The sequence below is a fragment of the Lysinibacter cavernae genome (genome assembly GCF_011758565.1).
In the GTDB taxonomy this organism is placed as follows: domain Bacteria; phylum Actinomycetota; class Actinomycetes; order Actinomycetales; family Microbacteriaceae; genus Lysinibacter; species Lysinibacter cavernae.
Map to the genome: position 1 here is coordinate 1,991,059 of NZ_JAAMOX010000001.1, position 19,600 is coordinate 2,010,658.

16 protein-coding genes are annotated in these 19,600 nt (G+C 61.7%); 8 read left to right on the top strand and 8 right to left on the bottom strand.

The window, feature by feature from the left end:
- Position 1: 1 nt before the first annotated feature.
- Complete coding sequence (locus tag FHX76_RS08680) at positions 2-1,375, bottom strand: L-serine ammonia-lyase (protein ID WP_167149849.1); 1,374 nt, start codon at positions 1,373-1,375, stop codon at positions 2-4.
- Positions 1,376-1,661: 286 nt separating this feature from the next.
- On the opposite strand from FHX76_RS08680, the gene FHX76_RS08685 reads away from it, so the two are divergent.
- The 5 genes from FHX76_RS08685 to FHX76_RS08705 all read left to right on the top strand — a co-directional run bounded on the left by FHX76_RS08685 (position 1,662) and on the right by FHX76_RS08705 (position 6,886).
- The gene (locus FHX76_RS08685) at positions 1,662-3,029 is read left to right on the top strand and encodes a glutamine synthetase family protein (protein ID WP_167149851.1); all 1,368 of its coding nucleotides are present in this window, start codon (positions 1,662-1,664) and stop codon (positions 3,027-3,029) included.
- Entirely contained in the window at positions 3,016-3,786 is a 771-nt protein-coding gene (locus FHX76_RS08690) for a gamma-glutamyl-gamma-aminobutyrate hydrolase family protein (protein ID WP_243848597.1), read from the top strand. Before FHX76_RS08685 ends, FHX76_RS08690 begins: the two co-directional genes overlap by 14 nt.
- The gene (locus tag FHX76_RS08695; protein ID WP_167149855.1) at positions 3,783-5,138 is read left to right on the top strand and encodes an aldehyde dehydrogenase family protein; all 1,356 of its coding nucleotides are present in this window, start codon (positions 3,783-3,785) and stop codon (positions 5,136-5,138) included. Before FHX76_RS08690 ends, FHX76_RS08695 begins: the two co-directional genes overlap by 4 nt.
- A gap of 104 nt (positions 5,139-5,242) precedes the next feature.
- A complete protein-coding gene (locus tag FHX76_RS08700) occupies positions 5,243-6,031 on the top strand; it encodes a 3-oxoacyl-ACP reductase (protein ID WP_167149857.1) in 789 nt (262 codons plus the stop codon).
- A 6-nt stretch (positions 6,032-6,037) separates the two neighbouring features.
- Entirely contained in the window at positions 6,038-6,886 is an 849-nt protein-coding gene (locus tag FHX76_RS08705; protein WP_167149859.1) for a FadR/GntR family transcriptional regulator, read from the top strand.
- A gap of 137 nt (positions 6,887-7,023) precedes the next feature.
- Here the strand turns inward: FHX76_RS08705 and hutI are convergent, their stop codons facing one another.
- The 3 genes from hutI to FHX76_RS08720 all read right to left on the bottom strand — a co-directional run bounded on the left by hutI (position 7,024) and on the right by FHX76_RS08720 (position 10,814).
- On the bottom strand, positions 7,024-8,274 hold the full coding sequence (gene hutI / locus FHX76_RS08710) for an imidazolonepropionase (RefSeq protein ID WP_208402477.1): 1,251 nt from the start codon (positions 8,272-8,274) through the stop codon (positions 7,024-7,026).
- Positions 8,275-8,312: 38 nt separating this feature from the next.
- Positions 8,313-9,983, bottom strand: coding sequence for a urocanate hydratase (locus tag FHX76_RS08715; RefSeq protein ID WP_167149863.1), 1,671 nt, complete (start codon positions 9,981-9,983; stop codon positions 8,313-8,315).
- A gap of 102 nt (positions 9,984-10,085) precedes the next feature.
- Entirely contained in the window at positions 10,086-10,814 is a 729-nt protein-coding gene (locus FHX76_RS08720; protein WP_167149865.1) for a GntR family transcriptional regulator, read from the bottom strand.
- Between the two features lie 278 nt (positions 10,815-11,092).
- On the opposite strand from FHX76_RS08720, the gene FHX76_RS08725 reads away from it, so the two are divergent.
- From FHX76_RS08725 to FHX76_RS08735, 3 genes are all read left to right on the top strand, one after another.
- Entirely contained in the window at positions 11,093-12,493 is a 1,401-nt protein-coding gene (locus tag FHX76_RS08725) for an MFS transporter (RefSeq protein ID WP_167149868.1), read from the top strand.
- Between the two features lie 2 nt (positions 12,494-12,495).
- Complete coding sequence (locus FHX76_RS08730; RefSeq protein WP_167149870.1) at positions 12,496-15,489, top strand: FAD-binding and (Fe-S)-binding domain-containing protein; 2,994 nt, start codon at positions 12,496-12,498, stop codon at positions 15,487-15,489.
- A gap of 196 nt (positions 15,490-15,685) precedes the next feature.
- Positions 15,686-15,856 (top strand): hypothetical protein, encoded by a 171-nt coding sequence (locus tag FHX76_RS08735; protein WP_167149872.1) that lies wholly within the window; start codon positions 15,686-15,688, stop codon positions 15,854-15,856.
- An 81-nt stretch (positions 15,857-15,937) separates the two neighbouring features.
- Here FHX76_RS08735 and FHX76_RS08740 read toward each other — a convergent pair whose 3' ends face one another.
- The 4 genes from FHX76_RS08740 to FHX76_RS08755 form a co-directional block, all read right to left on the bottom strand.
- Positions 15,938-17,428, bottom strand: a complete 1,491-nt coding sequence (locus FHX76_RS08740) for a DUF11 domain-containing protein (RefSeq protein ID WP_167149874.1) — start codon at positions 17,426-17,428, stop codon at positions 15,938-15,940.
- Positions 17,425-18,060, bottom strand: coding sequence for a signal peptidase I (locus FHX76_RS08745; RefSeq protein WP_167149876.1), 636 nt, complete (start codon positions 18,058-18,060; stop codon positions 17,425-17,427). The genes FHX76_RS08740 and FHX76_RS08745 overlap by 4 nt, the downstream gene beginning before the upstream one ends.
- Complete coding sequence (locus FHX76_RS08750) at positions 18,057-18,851, bottom strand: hypothetical protein (RefSeq protein ID WP_167149879.1); 795 nt, start codon at positions 18,849-18,851, stop codon at positions 18,057-18,059. Before FHX76_RS08750 ends, FHX76_RS08745 begins: the two co-directional genes overlap by 4 nt.
- Before the next feature lie 117 nt (positions 18,852-18,968).
- The gene (locus FHX76_RS08755; protein WP_167149881.1) at positions 18,969-19,589 is read right to left on the bottom strand and encodes an alternate-type signal peptide domain-containing protein; all 621 of its coding nucleotides are present in this window, start codon (positions 19,587-19,589) and stop codon (positions 18,969-18,971) included.
- Positions 19,590-19,600 lie beyond the last annotated feature (11 nt).

Sequence of the window (19,600 nt, forward strand, 5' to 3'; positions counted from 1 at the left end):
GTCAGCATTCCACGATGTTGAGGGCAAGACCCCCTCTGGACGTCTCCTTATACTTCGAGCTCATATCCGCGCCCGTTTCCCGCATGGTTTTGATGGCGTTATCCAACGAGACGTGATGGGAGCCGTCGCCTCTGACAGCCATTCTGGCCGCTGTGATGGCCTTAATCGAGGCGACCGCGTTGCGCTCGATGCACGGGATCTGCACGAGACCGGCAACGGGGTCGCAGGTGAGGCCAAGATTATGCTCGATCCCAATCTCGGCGGCGTTCTCAACCTGCTCAGGGGTTCCGCCAAGCACCTCTGCGAGGCCTGCAGCGGCCATCGAACACGCAGAGCCGACCTCGCCCTGGCAACCAACCTCGGCTCCCGATATCGAGGCGTTCTCTTTGAACAGCGTGCCAACGGCGGTTGCCGCGAGCAAGAATCGAACGACGCCGTCGTCGCTTGCACCAGGGACAAAGCGGACGTAATAGCTGAGCACCGCTGGGATGATTCCGGCAGCGCCGTTGGTGGGGGCGGTAACGATGCGTCCGCCAGCCGCGTTTTCTTCGTTGACCGCGAGCGCGTACAGGGTGACCCATTCCATAGCCCGAAGCGGGTCGTCGAAGTTGACGCTCTGCTCAAGCTGCATGCGTTGGGCCTCGGCTCGCCTCCGCACTTTGAGCCCGCCGGGAAGGATGCCGCCGGTGCTCGACCCGCGCTCTATTGACTGTTGCATGACCGACCAAATCTCGAGCAGACCGTCGCGGACGTCTTGCTCACTTCGCTCTGCAAGTTCGTTTCGGAGTACAAGCTCGCTGATACTCAGTCCTGTCGCTGCGGCAAGCCGCATGAGCTCGTCAGCGCTGTGAAACGGATAGGGCACCGGCCGCTCGGCGCGAATGATGGGGTCTGCTGCCATCGCATCCTCATCGACCACAAACCCACCGCCAACCGAAAAGTACTCGTGCGCGTCAAGAAGGTTATCCTCAGCGTCGAAGGCCTCGAACCGCATCCCGTTTGGGTGATAGTCGAGGCTCGCCCCAAGGTGCAGCACGATATCTTCCCGAAAATTGAATGGGATGCGGTGCTCACCGCCGAGAGGTATGGCGCCTTCTGATTCAACGAGCGCAACTCTGCCGTCGGCCAGAACCGGGTCCACGGTTTGCGGGCGCTCACCAAGCAGCCCAAGCACAACAGCCTTGACGGTACCGTGCCCATGGCCCGTTGCTCCGAGCGAGCCAAACAGTTGAGCCGAAACCCGTGCGACCCGCGGCAATTGATCGGCGTCACGGAGCCGAATAACGTAGCGATTTGCCGCAACCATCGGACCAACCGTGTGGGAGCTTGAGGGGCCAATGCCAATCTTGAACAGATCAAAGGCGCTGATACTCATGCGGAGGTCCTCCGGTCGGCAACACTGCCATGGCTCGTTGGGTGGGATCGCTCTCAAGGCTAGGCCGCAATGCTGTCCGCGTCAACGAAGGAGGAACTTCATTGGTTGATCGAACTACCAAATAGCGATTTGGGCCATCAAAAAGAACCAAATAATTCTTGAGAAAACGCCTAGCCAGCCATTGCCGGCCTGTGCTCTAATGGTCTAATAATCGCCCTCAAGTGCGTTGGCCTTGGGGCTCCGAATCACCGTCTCAGCACATGACAGTCTCAACGAGGAGCAGAATATGGCACATACCAAGGGATTCCTGACCACAGACGAGCTCAGCAGCCTCGTTGAAACGGGCGACATCGACACCGTCATCGTCGGCTTCACCGACATGCAAGGCCGACTCATAGGCAAACGAGTGGCGGGTCGGTTCTTTGTTGAAGACGTCATGGGGCACGGCGCGGAATGCTGCAACTACCTGCTCGCGGTTGACGTCGAGATGAACACCGTCAATGGCTACGCCATCTCAAGCTGGGAAAAAGGCTACGGAGACATGGCGATGGTGCCAGACCTGACAACCCTTCGCCGCATCCCGTGGCAGCCAGCAACCGCGCTCGTCATCGCGGACCTGCAGTGGCTCACCGGTGAGCATGTCGCACAGGCTCCCCGAGAAGTACTCAACCAACAAATCGCTCGCCTCGCCGAACGCGGCCTCACGCCGCTGGTTGGCACCGAACTCGAGTTCATCGTCTTTGACAATACCTATCGGGATGCCTGGAGCAAACGATACAACGAACTCACGCCGGCAAGCGACTACAACATCGACTACGCCATCCATGCCTCAACACGAATGGAACCGCTACTGCGCGATATCCGCAACGGCATGGAGGGCGCTGGGCTTTTCTGCGAAGGAGTTAAGGGCGAATGTAATCTCGGGCAGCAAGAAATCGCCTTCAAATACGACGAAGCCCTCGTCACGTGCGACAACCACAGCATCTACAAAAACGGCGCAAAAGAAATCGCCGACCAGCACGGCAAATCCATCACCTTCATGGCAAAGTTCAACGAGCGCGAGGGCAACTCGTGCCACCTGCACATCTCCCTCAGGGACGCGGACGGCAACCCCGTCTTCGCCGACAACAACGCCGAGGGTGGCATGGCCACCATGATGCGTCAGTTCATCGCAGGCCAGCTCGCCGCGATGCGCGACTTCACACTGCTCTTTGCGCCAAACATCAACTCGTATAAGCGATTCGCGCCAGGCAGCTTCGCCCCGACGGCGGTGGCGTGGGGACACGATAACCGAACCTGCAGCATCCGAGTAATCGGCTCAGGCCACAGCCTCCGCCTCGAAAACAGGGTTCCCGGCGGCGATGTCAACCAGTACCTCGCGGTTGCCGGCCTCATCGCGGCCGGCTTGTACGGCATCGAGAACAAGCTCGAACTTGGTGACGCTCTTGAGGGGAACGCCTACGAGGCCGACGCCGAACACGTGCCAACGACGCTCCGCGAGGCACGAGACCTCTTTGCGAGCTCGGCCATTGCACGGGCAGCATTTGGCGACGAGGTTGTTGACCACTACGTCAATGCGGCAACGATTGAGCTTGCCGCCTACGACATGGCCGTCACCGATTGGGAGAGGATCCGCGGATTTGAACGACTCTAACGAGGCTCAGAACGGGTCGTCTGCATCCGAAAGGCCCGTTATCGGGCTCACCACCTACCTCGAGCGGGCACAAACAGGCGTGTGGGATGTGCGAGCATCCTTTCTTCCGGCCGTCTATTTCGAGGCGGTTACGGCCGCCGGCGGCATCGCGGTGCTGCTGCCTCCGCAACCGGTTGATGCAGACATCGCACACGAGTTATTGAGCCGCCTCGACGGCCTTATCATCTGCGGAGGGGTGGATGTTGACCCCGCGAGGTACGGGCAACAGGCCCATCCACTCACCGATCGACCACGCACCGACCGCGATGCGCTTGAGGATGCCCTGCTCCACGCCGCGATCAGCGAGGAAGTTCCGTTTCTTGGCATTTGCCGCGGGGCACAGATGCTCAACGTGGCGCTGGGCGGAACCCTCAACCAGCATCTCCCTGAGGTTGTTGGTTCCGACCGCTACCGCGCGGGCGACGGAGTGTTCAACTCCGTTCCGGTCGCAGTTGAGCAAGGCAGCCGCCTCGCCACGATTGTTGGCGACAACCTCGCGGGCGTGCCCGTCTATCACCATCAATCGATCGCAACGGTGGCACAGGGGCTCTCGGTAGTGGCGCGCACCGACGACGGCACCATTCAGGCGATCGAGCTGGGCTCGGTCCCGTTTGGGCTTGCGGTGCAGTGGCATCCGGAGCAGACCGCAACAGAAGACTCCCGTCTCTTTGCCGCTCTCGTCGAGGCAGCGGCCAACTACAAAAGGAACAGGTCATGAGTTACACCGTCATTAACCCGGCAACGGAACAGGCCGTCACCGAGGTCGCCCACCTCAACGCAGAGCAGACCGATGAGGCGATTGCCCGCGCGGCCACTGCCCAGGTGGAGTGGGCAGCCCGAGCTCCTGCCGACCGAGCGAAGGCGCTTCGGCTATTCGCCGATGCAGTCGACGGCGATATCGAGCATCTCGCCCGCACCGAGACCATCAACTCTGGCCACCCCATCAGCCAGTCCCGCTGGGAAGCCGGCCACGTACGCGACGTACTCGAATACTATTCGGCCACGCCAGAGCGGATGTCTGGCCGACAGATTCCAGTTGCTGGCGGCCTCAACGTCACCTTCCACGAGCCGCTCGGGGTCGTCGGCACCATTACGCCGTGGAACTTCCCGATGACCATCGCCGCGTGGGCATTTGCGCCAGCACTGGCCGCAGGCAACGCCGTCGTACTCAAACCCGCAGAGTGGACGCCGCTCACCAGCATCCGACTCGGGGAACTCGCCGTTGAATCGGGCCTTCCCGCCGACCTGTTCCAGGTGCTGCCAGGGCGCGGTTCCGTCGTCGGAGAACGCTTCGTAACCAACCCGACCGTTCGCAAGGTGGTCTTCACCGGCTCGACCGAAGTTGGCAAACGCATCATGGCTGGCTGCGCAGACCAAATCAAGCGCGTCACCCTTGAGCTCGGAGGCAAAAGCGCCAACATCGTTTTTGCCGATGCCGACATCGAAAAGGCCGCGGCAACCGCACCGTACGGGGTCTTCGAAAACGCGGGGCAAGACTGCTGCGCACGCAGCCGCATCCTTGTGCAGCGAAGCGCCTACGACCGTTTCATGGAGCTGCTCGAACCGGCCGTCTCTGGGGTAAAGGTGGGAGATCCGCTCGACGAGCAGACCGAGATGGGTCCGCTCGTCTCGGCCGCGCACCACGCAAGCGTGTCGTCATATGTGCCAGAGGGGTCCCCCATTGCCTTCCGCGGTTCCCGACCAGACGGCCCCGGCTACTGGTTTGCTCCAACGGTACTCACGCCTGGCCCAACCGATCGCACCGTGACCGAAGAAATCTTCGGCCCCGTCGTCACCGTGCTGCCTTTCGACGATGAGGCCGACGCAATTCGAATCGCAAACGACACCGAATATGGGCTCTCCGGCTCGATCTGGACACGGGATGTTGGGCGGGCGATCCGCGTCTCACGAGCAGTTGAGACCGGGAACCTGTCTGTGAACTCGCATTCCTCGGTGCGATACAACACCCCGTTTGGCGGTTTCAAGCAGTCGGGTCTTGGCCGCGAGCTTGGCCCCGATGCCCCGCTCGCATTTACCGATACCAAAAACGTCTTCATCCCCGCCGACTAGCCAAAGACAACAGATGTGACGCAAGACTTCCCAACCGCGCGAGGGAAGGAATTCTTGCGTCAGATCTCTTCCAAACATCAACAACACAGACTGAGGAGTTTCAGATGAGCGTTCCAAAGATTGACCTCACCCAGCGTCTCGCCGGAAAAATCGCCGTGATCACCGGAGGCGCGAGCGGCATTGGCCTCGCAACGGCCCAGCGCTTCGCGGCAGAAGGCGCCACCGTTGTTATCGGCGATCTGGACCCTGTCGCTGGACAGGCCGCCGCCGAACTCGTTGACGGATTCTTTATCGAAGTCAACGTAACCGACAAAGAACAGGTCGATAATCTTTTCGACACGACGGTGCAGCGCTACGGGAAAGTGGATATCGCGTTCAACAACGCCGGAATTTCACCGGCATCCGACGACTCCATCGAAACAACCGAGCTGCCAGCATGGGACCTCGTGCAAGACGTTAACCTCAAGAGCGTGTACCTCTGCTGCCGCGCGGCCCTCCGACACATGACCAAGCAGGGAAGCGGATCCATCATCAACACCGCATCCTTCGTCGCTGTGCTCGGTTCGGCAACCAGCCAGATCTCGTACACCGCGTCAAAGGGCGGTGTACTCGCGATGAGCCGCGAACTCGGTGTGCAGTTTGCTCGCCAAGGCATCCGAGTGAATGCGCTCTGCCCAGGACCGGTCAACACCCCTCTACTCAAAGAGCTGTTTGCCTCTGACCCTGAGCGCGCCCAGCGCCGCCTCGTACATGTGCCCCGCGGCAGCTTTGCCGAACCAGAAGAACTCGCAGCGGCCGTCGCCTTCCTCGCGAGCGACGACGCCTCGTTTGTAAATGCCTCGACGTTCCTGGTCGATGGAGGCATCAGCGGCGCCTACGTGACGGCGATCTAGCTCACCATGACCGCCCAACCATCCGCCGAGAATGGCCTGCTGCACCTGCTGCTAGCCGACTCGGCGACCCCCGGCGCCACCGCATCCACAACACCGGATGCCGCCGAACACCAGGAAGAGGCGTCCCCGGTACGTTCCGTTGAACCCGACGACCATCCGAGGCGGCGCCACGTGCGCAGCCCAAATGCCTTCGAAGAAACGCTGCAGCGGCTGCTGCAGATGGTTCGGCTCGGCGTTGTCGCGCCTGGTGAGCAGCTGCCACCGGAACGGGAGTTCGCGATCCGCCTCGGTGTCAGCCGTGACACCCTTCGCGATGCCCTCGCGACCCTCGCAGAGGCGGGGTACCTGGTATCGCGCAGGGGACGCTACGGTGGCACATTTGTGGCCGACCAGTTGCCGCCGGATGCCGCGCCCGCGCCCGGTTCCCCATCTGACGTCTCGGCAGAACAACTCAGCGATGCGCTCGGGCTTCGCATGATCCTTGAGACGGGTGCAGCGAGGGAGGCCGCGAGCAGGTCGCTCAGTGCCGCCGAGCGCGATGGGCTCTGGCGCGCACTCGAAGAATCGCGCGCGGCAACAGCCGAAAACTACCGGCGCCTCGACTCACGCTTTCACCTGCAGATTGCGGAACTCGCCGGTATCCCTTCACTCGTAGCGCCCCTGGCCGACGCAAAAATGCGCGTGAACAACCTGCTCGATTGTCTGCCCCTCATCGGACCAAACATCAGCCACTCAAACGAGCAGCACGAGCAGCTTGCAGTCGCGATCCTCGCGGGTAATCCGGCTGCGGCCGAGGCCGTTATGCGCGAGCATCTCGAGGGCACCTCTGCGCTCCTCAGGGGCTTCTTCGCATAGCCTTTGCCTGTTCTGAGGCGTCGAGTGCCCTCAAAACACTCCAAAAACGCGCGGGCAGGTCGATATGGGGGCACTCGACGGGACGCCACTGGGAAGCGGTGACGTGGGGGATGAGGTGGGATGTGCGTGGGGCCGGGCTAGACCGCTCGCCGTCCAGCGGCCCAGACGGCTGCCGTGAGTGGCATACCCGGGCGGTATGCGAGGTGGGTGATGGATGGTGCGCCGAGCATTTGCAGGTCGGCACGAGCGCCGGGTGCGATCACTCCGACGCGCGGCTTTCCTGCGCGTTCCGTGTCGCGCCCGAGGGCGATCGCCCCGCCGAGTGTGGCCGCACGAACGGCCTGCTCAATCGTGAGGCCCATCTGCAGCACCGCGGTCGCAACGCAAAAGTTCATAGACGAGGTGTAGGAGGTTCCTGGGTTGCAGTTGCTTGCGATCGCAACCACGGCTCCAGCGTCAAGGAGCTGCTTGGCCGGCGCGAGTGGCATCCGCGTTGAGAGGTCGCAGGCTGGGAGGACGGTCGCAACGGTTCCACGGCCGCCGTTTCGCCAGCTCTCGGCGAGGGCTTCAACATCCTTGTCGTCAAGAAATCCGAGGTGGTCGACGCTCAGAGAGTTGTGCGCAACGGCAAGTTGAACGCCAGGTCCATGACCAAGCTGGTTTCCGTGCACGTGCGTGGCGAGGCCTTTCGACGCGGCCGTTTCTAGGATTCGGGCCGTTTCGACGGCGTCGAACGCGCCAGTCTCGCAGAAGACATCGACGGCCGAGACAAACGGAGCCACGGCGTCGAGCATCTCCCCCGTGACGAGCGAAAGGTACTCATCCCTATCGCTCCCTGAAGGTACAACATGCGCCCCGAGGAACGTCACCTCATCAACAATGCCTGCGGCTACCCGCGCGGAACGAACTTCGTCGGCAACCGTCAGACCGTACCCGGTTTTTGTCTCCATCGTGGTTGTGCCGCCGCGACGGGCCTCGTCAACTAGCCGCTGCAGGTTTACCCGAAGCTCGTCGTCGGTAGCGGCCCTCGTCGCCGAAACCGTCACGTTGATGCCGCCAGCTGCGTACGATTCGCCGGCCATGCGGGCCTCGAACTCTGCCGTGCGGTCGCCAGCGAACACCATGTGGGTGTGCGAGTCGACCCAGCCGGGGAGGACGGCGCGGCCAGCGGCATCCACCAGTTCGTCGGCAGCAGGGGCATCGGCAGCCGAACCAACCCAGCCGACGCGGTCGCCATCGAGGATAACCGCGGCATCCTTCACTCGAGAGTTCGCGAGCGAGTCATCGTTGGTAGTCAACTCGCCAATGTTCGTGATGAGAATGCTCACAGCGGGCTCCGTCCGATCAAAAAGATAAGGAAACCATTTGGGAGTTTCTGCAGTAATCATGCGATTTGTGCGCAGAAACTCCCAAATAGATGCAGGTGTTAGTCGCGGATGCGGGGTTTCATCGGGATGCGGACGTCGCGCTCCTCCGCGACCTCCACGGCCCTGGAGTAGCCGGCATCCACGTGACGGATGACGCCCATGCCGGGGTCGTTCGTGAGCAGACGCTGCAGCTTCTCGGCGGCAAGCGGCGTGCCATCTGCAACGCTGACCTGGCCAGAGTGGATCGAGCGGCCAATGCCGACGCCACCACCGTGGTGAATCGAAACCCAAGTTGCACCCGACGAGGTGCTCGTGAGGGCGTTCAGCAACGGCCAGTCGGCGATAGCGTCTGAACCATCAAGCATCGATTCCGTCTCGCGGTAGGGCGACGCAACCGAGCCGGAGTCGAGGTGGTCTCGACCGATCACGATCGGGGCCGAAATTTTACCCTCAGCGACAAGCTCATTAAAACGGACGCCGGCCTTTGCACGGTCGCCGTAGCCAAGCCAGCAGATCCGCGCTGGCAAGCCCTCAAACTCGACATGCTCCTGAGCGGCGTGGATCCAGCGCTTGAGGTGCTCGTTTTCCGGGAAGAGCTCAAGCATCGCTTGGTCAGTAACCTCAATGTCTTTCGGGTCACCTGAGAGCGCAACCCAGCGGAAGGGCCCAAGCCCCTCGCAGAACAGCGGGCGGATGTAGGCAGGAACAAAGCCGGGGAATTCGAACGCGCGGTCGTAGCCTGCCTGGCGGGCCTCGTCGCGGATTGAGTTGCCATAGTCGAAGACCTCAGCGCCAGCATCCTGAAACTCGACCATTGCCTTGACCTGGGCGGCCATGGATTCGCGCGACAGGCGAGTGAACTCCTCAGCGTCGGCCTCGGCCCGCGCGTGCCACTCCTCGACCGAAATGCCAACGGGGAGGTACGAGAGCGGGTCGTGCGCCGACGTCTGGTCGGTCACGATATCGATGGGGATGCCACGGCGAAGCAGCTCAGGAAAGACCTCGGCTGCGTTACCAACAAGACCAACAGACAGCGCGGTTTTGCTTTCCTTGGCCGCGAGCACCTTCTCAAGGGCGACGTCAATGTCGGTCTCAACAACGTCGAGGTATCGCTTGCCGGCACGGCGATCGAGGCGCGTTTTGTCAACATCGACGATGAGTACTGCCCCGCCATTAAGCGTGACGGAGAGCGGCTGGGCCCCGCCCATGCCACCGCATCCACCGGTCAGGGTGAGCGTGCCGGCGAGGCTACCACCAAAGCGCTTATTTGCGATTGCAGCGAAGGTCTCGTAGGTTCCCTGCAGGATGCCCTGGGTTCCGATGTAAATCCACGAACCGGCCGTCATCTGGCCGTACATGGTCAGGCCTTCTGCCTCAAGCTTGCGGAACTCGGGCCACGTTGCCCAGTCGCCAACAAGGTTGGAGTTTGCGATGAGCACGCGCGGCGCCCACACGTTGGTGCGGAAGACTCCGACTGGCTTGCCCGACTGCACAAGCAGTGTCTCGTCGTCTTCGAGGTCGGCGAGCGTTGCGGAGATGGCATCAAAGCTTGCCCAGTCGCGTGCTGCCCGCCCGGTTCCGCCGTAGACAACGAGGTCGTCTGGACGCTCAGCCACCTCTGGATCGAGGTTGTTGTGAAGCATCCGTAGGACTGCCTCGGTCTGCCAGCTCTTTGCAGAAATCGTGGTGCCGCGTGCTGCCCGCACTGGCCGTGCGCCTGGTAACGCCATCGTTATGCCTTCCGTTTGGTGTGTCTCCTGCTATCCAATCGGTAGGCAAGGGGGCGAACAACGAGTTTCATTCGGTGCGCGTCTGGGATACCAGACGAGGCACTAGAAGCCCCAGGTCATTTCGTCCCAGACCTCATCAGGATCGAGGTCGAGGTCTTGCTTGCGAACGGCCTGGGCCACCAGCAGCCGGCCGGTGTGCTCAAGGTGCCTTCGCATCCCGGCAGCGGCCCGCTCGGGGTCATGCCCGAGCACGCCGTCAATGATGGGCTGATGCTCCTCAACGATGTCGGAAAGCGTTCTCGCGTCGCCAGCGGTTGACACCCCAAGCAGCCGCGTCGACACCCGAAGCCGCGAAATCTGCTGCCTGGCCCGCTCGTTGTGTGCGGCGACAAGGATGATGTCGTGAATCTGCTGGTCGTGATGGAAGAAGAGCGCCTCATCCCCCGCCTCCGCCGCGGCGAGCGCGAGAACCACGGCCTGCTGGAGCTCGGCCTCCTGCTCGGCGCTCATGAGGAGCGCGGCCCGATGCGCGGCAGGAATCTCAAGGGCCATCCGAATCGCGAAGATCTCGGCCACGTCATGGGGCGTCGTCTGGAGAACTCGAAAGCCACGGTTCCGTTCAAAACGGATGAGGCCGGCCTCCTCTAGCCGAAGCAAGGCGTCTCGAACGGGGCTTCGCGAGATGCCAAGCTCTTCGGCCACCTGATACACGGAGTAGAGGTTGCCGGGGGTCATCCGACGCTCTTCGATCGCCGCTCGCACCCCGTTCATCACCTGGGCGGTGAGGGAGTTGTCGAGGCCGGCTGGGGCGCTAAATAAGCTGGATGCCATGCCTGAAATTATGGCACGTACGAGGACGGGCCAACCGCTCGTGGGGCGCGCTTTTGCTCGTGGGGCGCAATATTTCGCGCCCCACGAGCAAAAGTGCGCCCCACGAGACAGGAAGCGAGAGGCAAGGGCGGGAGGGCGAGGAAACGAGGAGGCGAGAGGGCGGGGAAGTGAGGAGGCGAGAGGGTGACTTTGATCGTAACCTGTAACATGTTACTATCCCAGAAGCCTACTCACCACAGGTTGCACCGCCGTGCAACCGCGTTCAAGGAAGAGCGTTTATGCCAACATCCACTCCCCCCGTACTCAGCGCGGAAGCCCAGAAAAAGACCCTGGCCAAAATTACCCGCCGGCTCATCCCGCTGCTGATCATCGGTTATTTCATCAGCTACGTCGACCGGGTAAACATCTCGTTTGCCAAGCTCGGCATGGAGCAGTCCTTCGAGATGACCGCCGCGCAATACGGTTTTGCCGCTGGCATCTTCTTTGCCGGCTACCTGCTCGCGGAAGTACCGAGCAACATCCTCATGGTGAAGTTTGGGGCCAGAGTCTGGCTCAGCCGCATCATGATCACGTGGGGCATCGTTGGCACGCTCATGGCGTTTGCGCCCAACGTTGAAGTGATCTACCTGCTTCGCTTCCTGCTCGGTGTTGCCGAGGCCGGGTTCTTCCCAGGCATCCTGCTCTTCCTCACGCGGTGGTACCCAAACAAGGAACGCGCAAAAGTTGTTGCGACCGTCATGATGGCCATCCCGCTCGCCGGGCTCATTGGCTCACCGCTCAACGGTTGGATTCTCGACACCTTCGAGGGCGTCTTCGGGATGGAAAGCTGGCGCTGGGTCTTCATCATCGGCGGCATCCCCGCAATCCTGATGGGAATCGTGTACTTCATCATGATTGCCGACTCGCCAGCCAAAGCGAAGTGGCTCGGCGTGCAGGAACGCGAATGGCTTGAATACACCCTCAAGAAGGAAGACGCCGAGCGCACGGTTGGTGCGCCAAAGGGTCACCTGTCGGCACTGAAGAACAAGAAGGTCATCGTTCTCGCCGCAATCTACTTCCTGTTGCAGTGCGGCTCCTACCCGCTGACCTACTGGATGCCCTCGGTCATCAAGGACGTCACTGGAGACCTGTCGAGCACGGCCATCGGCTGGCTCAACGCCATCCCGTTCCTCTTTGCCGCCATCTGCATGTTCCTCGTCGGTCGCCTCGTGAAGGACGAGAAGTCGTCGCGCCCAGTGCTCATCGCACTCATTATCTCGACGTTTGCCTTTGGCGCCACCGCCCTCACCCTTGGAAACCTTCCGATGATGGCCTTCATGGCGATCACCGTTGCGACCATGGCAGTGCAAACCTCTAAGCCGCTGTTCTGGAACCTGCCAACGTCCTTCCTCGCTGGCGCTGGCGCGGCAAGTGGTATTGCACTCATCAACTCGCTTGGAAACACGGCCGGATTCTTCAGCCCCTACGCCGTCGGGTGGATCCAGGACGCGACCGGCGACAGCGGCATGGCCGTCATCGTGATGATCGCAGCACAGGGACTCGCTGTTGTTCTCATCATTGGGCTCGTAATGAGCGGCAAAAAGCAGAAAGCCGCGCAACTCGCCAACGGCGTTCAACCGACCGATGACGCCCCACTGAGTGATACTGAGGAGAACAACTCAGTGAGAACCGGAGCATAACCATGGCACTGCCAGAGCACGGCGAAGAACAGGCCGGATCAGTCGCGGTTGCGGAGCAGCAGCTCCCCCTGCGCACCGACCTCACGACGCTGGCCGCCTACGTTTCCGACGCATCCATCTATCGTCGCAAACCACACGCTGTTCTCGAGCCACGCAACGTGGACGAGATCCGGCAGGGCATCGCTCTGGCACGCCAAAACAACTGGCCAATAACCGGCCGCGGGGGCGGAACCTCCGTGGCCGGTAACGCCATCGGCGAGGGCCTCATCATCGACACAAGCCGATACTTCAACCAGATTCTTGAGGTGGATGCCGAACGTCGCGTCGCGAGGGTCCAGCCCGGCGTGATCTGCGACCAGCTGCGGGACGCCGCCGCAGAATTTGGTCTGACGTACGGCCCAGACCCTTCGACACACGCCCGCTGCACCATCGGCGGCATGGTTGGCAACAACGCCTGTGGCTCACACTCCGTTGCCTGGGGCACCGCCGCCGATAACCTCGTCTCGATGTGGGTCATGCTTGATGACGGTCGCGAGATTGAGCTCACGCCAGACGGATGCTCGGACCCGACCATCGACGCCAAATTGCGCGACCTGCGCGATAACAATCTCGCGATGCTGCGCACCGAGCTTGGCCGGTTCCCTCGCCAGGTCTCCGGGTACGGGCTGCACTACCTGCTTCCAGAGAAAGGCTTTGACGTGGCAAGGGCCTTTGTTGGCTCCGAGGGCACCTGCGGCATCATCACCGAACTCACCGTCACCCTTGTTGAGAAGCCGCGGGCAACAGCGCTGGCCGTGCTGGCGTTCCCAACCGTGTTTGATGCGGCAGCAGCATCCGCTGGCCTTCGTCTCCCCGGCGTGTATACGATCGAGGGCATGGGCTCCGATCTGCTTGGTGCCCTCCGAAGCAAGCCTGGCCAGCAGGACGCTGGCCGCGAGCTGCCAGCATCAGAAACGGCCGGCGGCTGGCTTTTCTGCGAGACGGGCGCCGACACGCGTGAAGAAGCCGAGGGTATTGCCGCGGCGCTCGTTGCCGGGCTCGACGGCAACCTGGCCGCATCCGACATCGTGCTTGGAGCGGCCGAGGCACGGGCGCTCTGGCGCATCCGCGAGGCGAGCGCAGGCATCGTGACTCGCCTTCCCGACGGCGGCGAGGCCTGGCCAGGGTGGGAAGATTCCGCGGTGCCGCCAGAACACCTCGCTGAGTATCTGCGCGATCTCTACGCCCTCATGGACGAATCCGGCCTGCGGGGAATCCCGTTCGGCCACTTCGGCGAGGGATGCGTGCACCTTCGACTGAGCTTCGACCTCTACAGCGACGAGGGCGTTGCCGCCTACCGCAGGTTCATGGAGCGGGCTGCGGATATCGTGGCAGGCTACGGCGGCTCCCTCTCAGGAGAGCACGGCGACGGCCGGGCGCGATCAGAACTGCTGCACAAGGTATTTTCGAAGCAGGCCATGCGCGCGTTCCGCGAGTTCAAGACCATCTTTGACCCGTCTGGACGCTTCAACCCGGGTGTGCTGGTTGACCCGGACGCCATCGACGACCGAATCCGCCCAGGCAAGGCCCAGCGGGCAAACGAGCTCATCCCCGTCCACGCGCTGAGCAGGGACAACGGATCGTTTGTCGCGGCCGTCAACCGCTGCGTTGGCGTTGGAGCGTGCCGCTCGGACGTCGGTTCGATGTGCCCATCATTCCAGGCGACCGGCGACGAAGTTCACTCCACCCGCGGACGCGCCCGTGTGCTTTCCGAGATGCTGCGCGGCGAAACCATCGCTGATGGCTGGCGTTCGACCGAGGTCAAGGATGCGCTCGACCTCTGCCTTTCGTGCAAGGCCTGCTCAAGCGAATGCCCGGTTAACGTCGACATGGCGACCTATAAATCGGAGTTCCTGAACAGGTTCTACCACAGGCGCCTGCGCCCGATGGCCCACTACACGATGGGCTGGCTGCCGCTCCTCATGCGCTACATGCACAAAGTGCCCGGCGTCATCCGGCTGGCAAATGCGGTGCTGTCGGTGCGCTGGATCGAAGAGGTGGTGAAACGCCTCGGCGGCATCGAGCCGAAGCGCCGCATGATCGCGTTTGCGCCGCAGACGATGACGTCGTGGTTCCGTAAGCGTGGCGCCGTTTCTGCTGACACCGACGGCGCCCTCAAATCGGTTGGCAGCGCACTGCTCACCGGGCGGGGCACCGTCGAACCGCAGCGAACGGTGATGCTCTGGCCCGACACGTTCAGCAATTTCAACAGCCCGGCCGTTGGCATTGCGGCAGTTGAGGTGCTCGAGGCGCTCGGGTACAACGTCATCATCCCAAAGAAGGATGTCTGTTGCGGCCTCACCTGGCACTCGACCGGCCAGCTTGAACAGACGAAGCGGGTGCTCACCGCGACGCTTGATGCGCTCGAACCGGCGATCGCGGCGAACATCCCCATCGTTGGCCTTGAACCGTCCTGCACGGTCATGCTTGCCGACGAATGCCCTGAGCTGTTGCCAAACGACCAGAGGGCCAAGCACCTCGCCAAACTCATGGTGACGCTTGCAGAGATTGTTGACAACCACGACGGCCCGTGGCCGTTTGGACAGCTCGACGTGCCTGCCGTCACCCAGGTGCACTGCCATCAGGAAGCAAAGGGCAGCTACGACGCGGATGCCTCCGTGCTCGAAAAGGTTGGCGTCTGCAACGACGTTGTTGGGGCAGGATGCTGCGGCCTCGCAGGCAACTTCGGATTTGAACCCGGCCACTTCGAAATTTCACAGACCCTCGCTGAGCGCGAACTGTTCCCAAAGATTCGTGGTCGGGCTGACGACACCCTTGTCCTCGCAGACGGGTTCTCATGCCGAACACAAGTGAGCCAGGGAACAGGCGTTGAGGCGCAGCACCTCGCCCAGGTGCTGCGCTCAGCGCTCGACGCCCCTACTCGCCCGGATGCCGAGGCTTCGGCCAAGCCAGCTGCTGATGGAGACGGTTGCTGCGGCGGAATCTGCGGCGGCTAGCACCCGACTTCCAGCTTCCGCTCAGGGTGGGGTGAAACCCCTGGGTGAACTCCGCCGGTTAAGTTGATCCTTGAACCAAATCGGGCAGGCGGTGCCTTAGCCTAAAAGGGTTGAATGCGTAGGGGGCATCCGCACCTTTTACGCGCGTATCCGGGGGGATCCATTCGTGCTGTTAAATACTGAACGTGCTGTTTCGATGCAACGTCAAATCGAAAACCGTTCACTGTCACGACCCGTCCAGCGTGGACTTGCTGCCATCATCATTACGTCGCTCGCTGGGATGCTGTCCATTGGCATTTTCTGCGCCGTCTCGCAATCAGCCGAGCCCGTCGGCCCACGGACGCCGAGCAGCATTTCGGCGGAGTAGCCACACACATTCGGGGGTTGCAACGAGTCCCCGTGACGGACATTCGTTGCAACCCCCAGCTGTGCGCAGGAAGGCTTACCCCTACTCTTCTGCGGACCGGCGCCTCTTGGCGATAGTCAGGGCGGCGAAGCCCATCGCGAGCAGGGCGGCGACCGCGCCTCCGGCCATTGCAAGGTCGCTACCGGTCATGCTCAGCCCGGCACCACTCACTACGGTTCCCTTCGGAACAATGTTTACGACTGCCTCGGCATCCTTACACAGCGCGGCAACAGTCGGGGTATCCGGGTCCGTCGCGCACTCGGTCGCCACGTTCGTGAGGCTGCCAGAGGGGGTGTTTGCATTCACCGTGACGTTCAGCACAACCGCAGGAGCAACTTCGTTGTAGCCGAGGTACCCGTTGAGCGTACAGTTCAGGGTTCCGCCGTAGCCGGCACTATTTGCGCCGGTAACCGCGCAGCCATCCCAGCGAGGATACGTCGGGGCACCCGCCGTCGAAACGGTGTTGACCTTGAGGTTTCCAGGGATCGGGTCGCTGAGCGTCACCGGGTGAACCGCACCGAGACCGGTGTTTCCAACCTCGATCGTGTAATCAAAGTTTGATCCTGCTGCAACCGTTCCTACGCTCGCAACCTTTGTAATGTACACACCTGGGTCACGCGGAACCTCACATCCCGCTGGCGAGACCGGAGGGTACTCAAGTGTGACAACATCTGTCGGGTTCATCTCGAAGGTGATGGTGAGCGGCTCGCGCCACTTGGTCGAGTCGAGGGTTGGGTCGTAGACGTAGTTCTCCCAGTCAGGAGTCTCGCCTTCCTTGACGACCCGCCATCCGGGCCATCCAACGGCGATGTCGTCGTCGTTCACAACCGCTCCAGGCCAGAGGAGGCTGCCACTGGTCTGCCCCGCAGGGATCGTATCGACCCTGACCAGGGTGCCGTCTGCCTGACGCCACGTCGCCGTCACCGGCAGAGAATCTGGATTCTCAACGCCAACGGTTTCAAGGTCGTAGAAGACCCTGGCAACATCACGCTGACAGATCGCCCGCGCGTTCATGTGCAGCTCTTTCTCTGGACCCGCGATCGAAAGCACAAGATCAAAATGCACTGAAACGGTTCCCTGTTCCTTATAGTTACCGCTCGTCGCGGCCTCGGGGAACTCGTAGTTGACGGTAATCGAGGTGGTATCGCCCATCGGCAGCAGGATGTCAGCCACCTGGGTATCTACGCCGTTGTAGTCGAACACCTGCTGACCGTTGATCGTAAAGTCTTTGTAAAACTGGTCGTTTACGTCACCGCCGAGCACAACATTCGTAATGGTGGCTTTCAGCTGTCCCTCAGCGGGACCGTCGTTGCGCACCCACACCGTTTTGCTATCGGTGTCCCCAGGAACCACCCGTGGGTTCGGATACATCGGGATGGTTGTGGTGCCCTCGTACGGGCCGGTTGGCGACCAGCTCAGCCCGATAGCGTCCTCATAGGTTGTGTCGGCAAACGCTGCCGAGCTCACCGATGCGGCACCGATGAGGGCCGCCGTCACCACGAATATTGCGCTCCTCGCGAGTAGCCTGTTCATGAGAGTTCCTCCTGTTGCGCACGTTCTTGGCGAGTTCTTCTAAAAGACAGGGTGAGGGTCACTGCGGCATAGCCGATCAGCACGACTCCAACGGCAGGCACTGCCCAGGCGCGCAGGTCATTCGGCACTGCCTGGGTTGCGTAGCCCACGTAGGGTAGCGAGTACAGCACTTTGCCTTTGACCTGGTCTGCGACAATCGGTTCGTCGTTTGCTCCGTTGGCGTCGCCCCTCGTCACCAGTTGCGCTTCGCCGCCTACGACGCTCTTCTCAACAACCCTGTGGGTGATGAGCATGGGATCTGCCGAGTTGGGCTGGAACGTGATGACGTCGCCAACCCTGATGTTGTCGATATCGGTCGGCTGCGTCACGATAAGGTCGCCGGGGTGGATGGCCGGATTCATCGACCCGGTAAGGACCGCGAGCGGCACGGCACCGATGATACGCGGAACAACAAGAGCGGCGAGAGCGACGAGGCCAACAGCGATGGCTGCGAATGTGAGCGCCCAACGCGCCACTCGACGCGGCCACGACCGCTGCTGCGGTGTCGCAGTTTCTGCACTTGGAGCATCCTCACGTCCGTGCCGAGGACGGCGAGCGGACTCAGGACGCTGGGTGCGAGTTACGGTACTCATGGTGTCGGTTCCCCACCGGGACGATACGTGGTGTACGAGAAGTTGAAATCAACTTTTGCGTCTCTGGAAACGCCGCTTGGCACGATCTGCCCGTTCCATGAATCGCTATCCGTCACCGTTGGTGCCGGTGTTGCGAGGCTCTCGGCGGTTCCGTTCACGGTTGCCGTGTTCTCGTAGTCACCAAGATTCTCACCGACAGAAAATTCCATACAGAGGTAGGTCTTTTGAGGCGTTGTCCAGAGCGTGTTTTTGTAGGTGCTTGCAACGAGCGGCTTCTGCGAAATCATTGCGGTTGAGAGCGGACCAGAGTACAGCGGGTTTGGTCCAGCCGTCGCACCAACCACGCAGGCGGCCGCGTCGGCAACCTTGGCAATCCGAACATGCAACAGGTTGGTGAGCAGCGGGTCGCCGTCAACGGTCACGTCGTCGAGACCCCATGACATTCCCCGGTTTCCCTGGGATTGTTCGTCGATCTCGATTGCCGCTACCTGTGGAGCATTTGGGGCGACATCCCGGAGGATGTGCGCGGGTTGACCGCTCCCGTTCAGCTGCCGCCCGGCTTCTCCACGAGGAAGGCTCCACGCGAGTTCCTCGCCAAAGTTACTGATTCGCTTCAGAGAGGCGGGGTTCGTCTTCGGGTCGTCAACCGCAAAGTGGATATATCCGCCGGTGAGTTCCCCGTTGAAGTCGGTCTTATCAACCCAGAGCGCATACGACGTTGCGGCTACCCCGCTTCCGATCACGAGCCCTACAAGGGCCGCGATCGCCGCGTTGCGGTATCTGCTGTTCATGGTGCTGCCTCTCGTCTATGGCTAACGTCTGTGTTGACTATGGATTCATTCGAGGAGAACGAAGGGGTGGGTGGCTTACGAAGTTTCCGGGAGTCGTAAGCCACCCTGGTCGGTAGGCTAAGGACGAACCTGGTCGAGGGTAACGTTCAGGTCGTCAAGGAGGGCTTTGGCGTTGACGCCAACCAGCTCCTGGCCTTCGGTCCCGCTATCAAAATGAAATGTGATCACCACGGTGTACGTGTCGTCTGTGCTGGCGGATGCCGGCGTCAGATCGTTGACCACGAGCGAGTCGCCGAGAGGCGTAGCCCCCGTACCTATCGGGGTGCCGGTCGCCGTGTCACCGAGGTAGACGCGGTATTGCCCCGTCAGTCGGCTATCGAACGTCGGCTGGCCAGCAACATCCGTGAGCGTTGGCACGTCAACCGTGAGTTTCGCCTTGAGGTTGTCACCGGAAAGATCAAGCTTGAGCGCCTGGTTGTACTCGATGGTGTCGCCAGGAACAATCAGGAACGTTGCTGGGTCGATTGAGTGCCTCGTCGCACCAACCGCTCCGTGATCAACGTCAGGACTGACATCGAACCACGATGCGCCACCCTCTGGGGAGACATCGAGGTTACCTGCAGTAATGAGTCCACCGTCAACATCCGCGTTGTCGACCCATAGTGCAAAGGTGCTGCCGCCCACGAGGAGGCCTACCCCAAGAGAGCCGATAATCAGGCCCTTAGCTGCTGTTTTCATTGCTTTTCTTC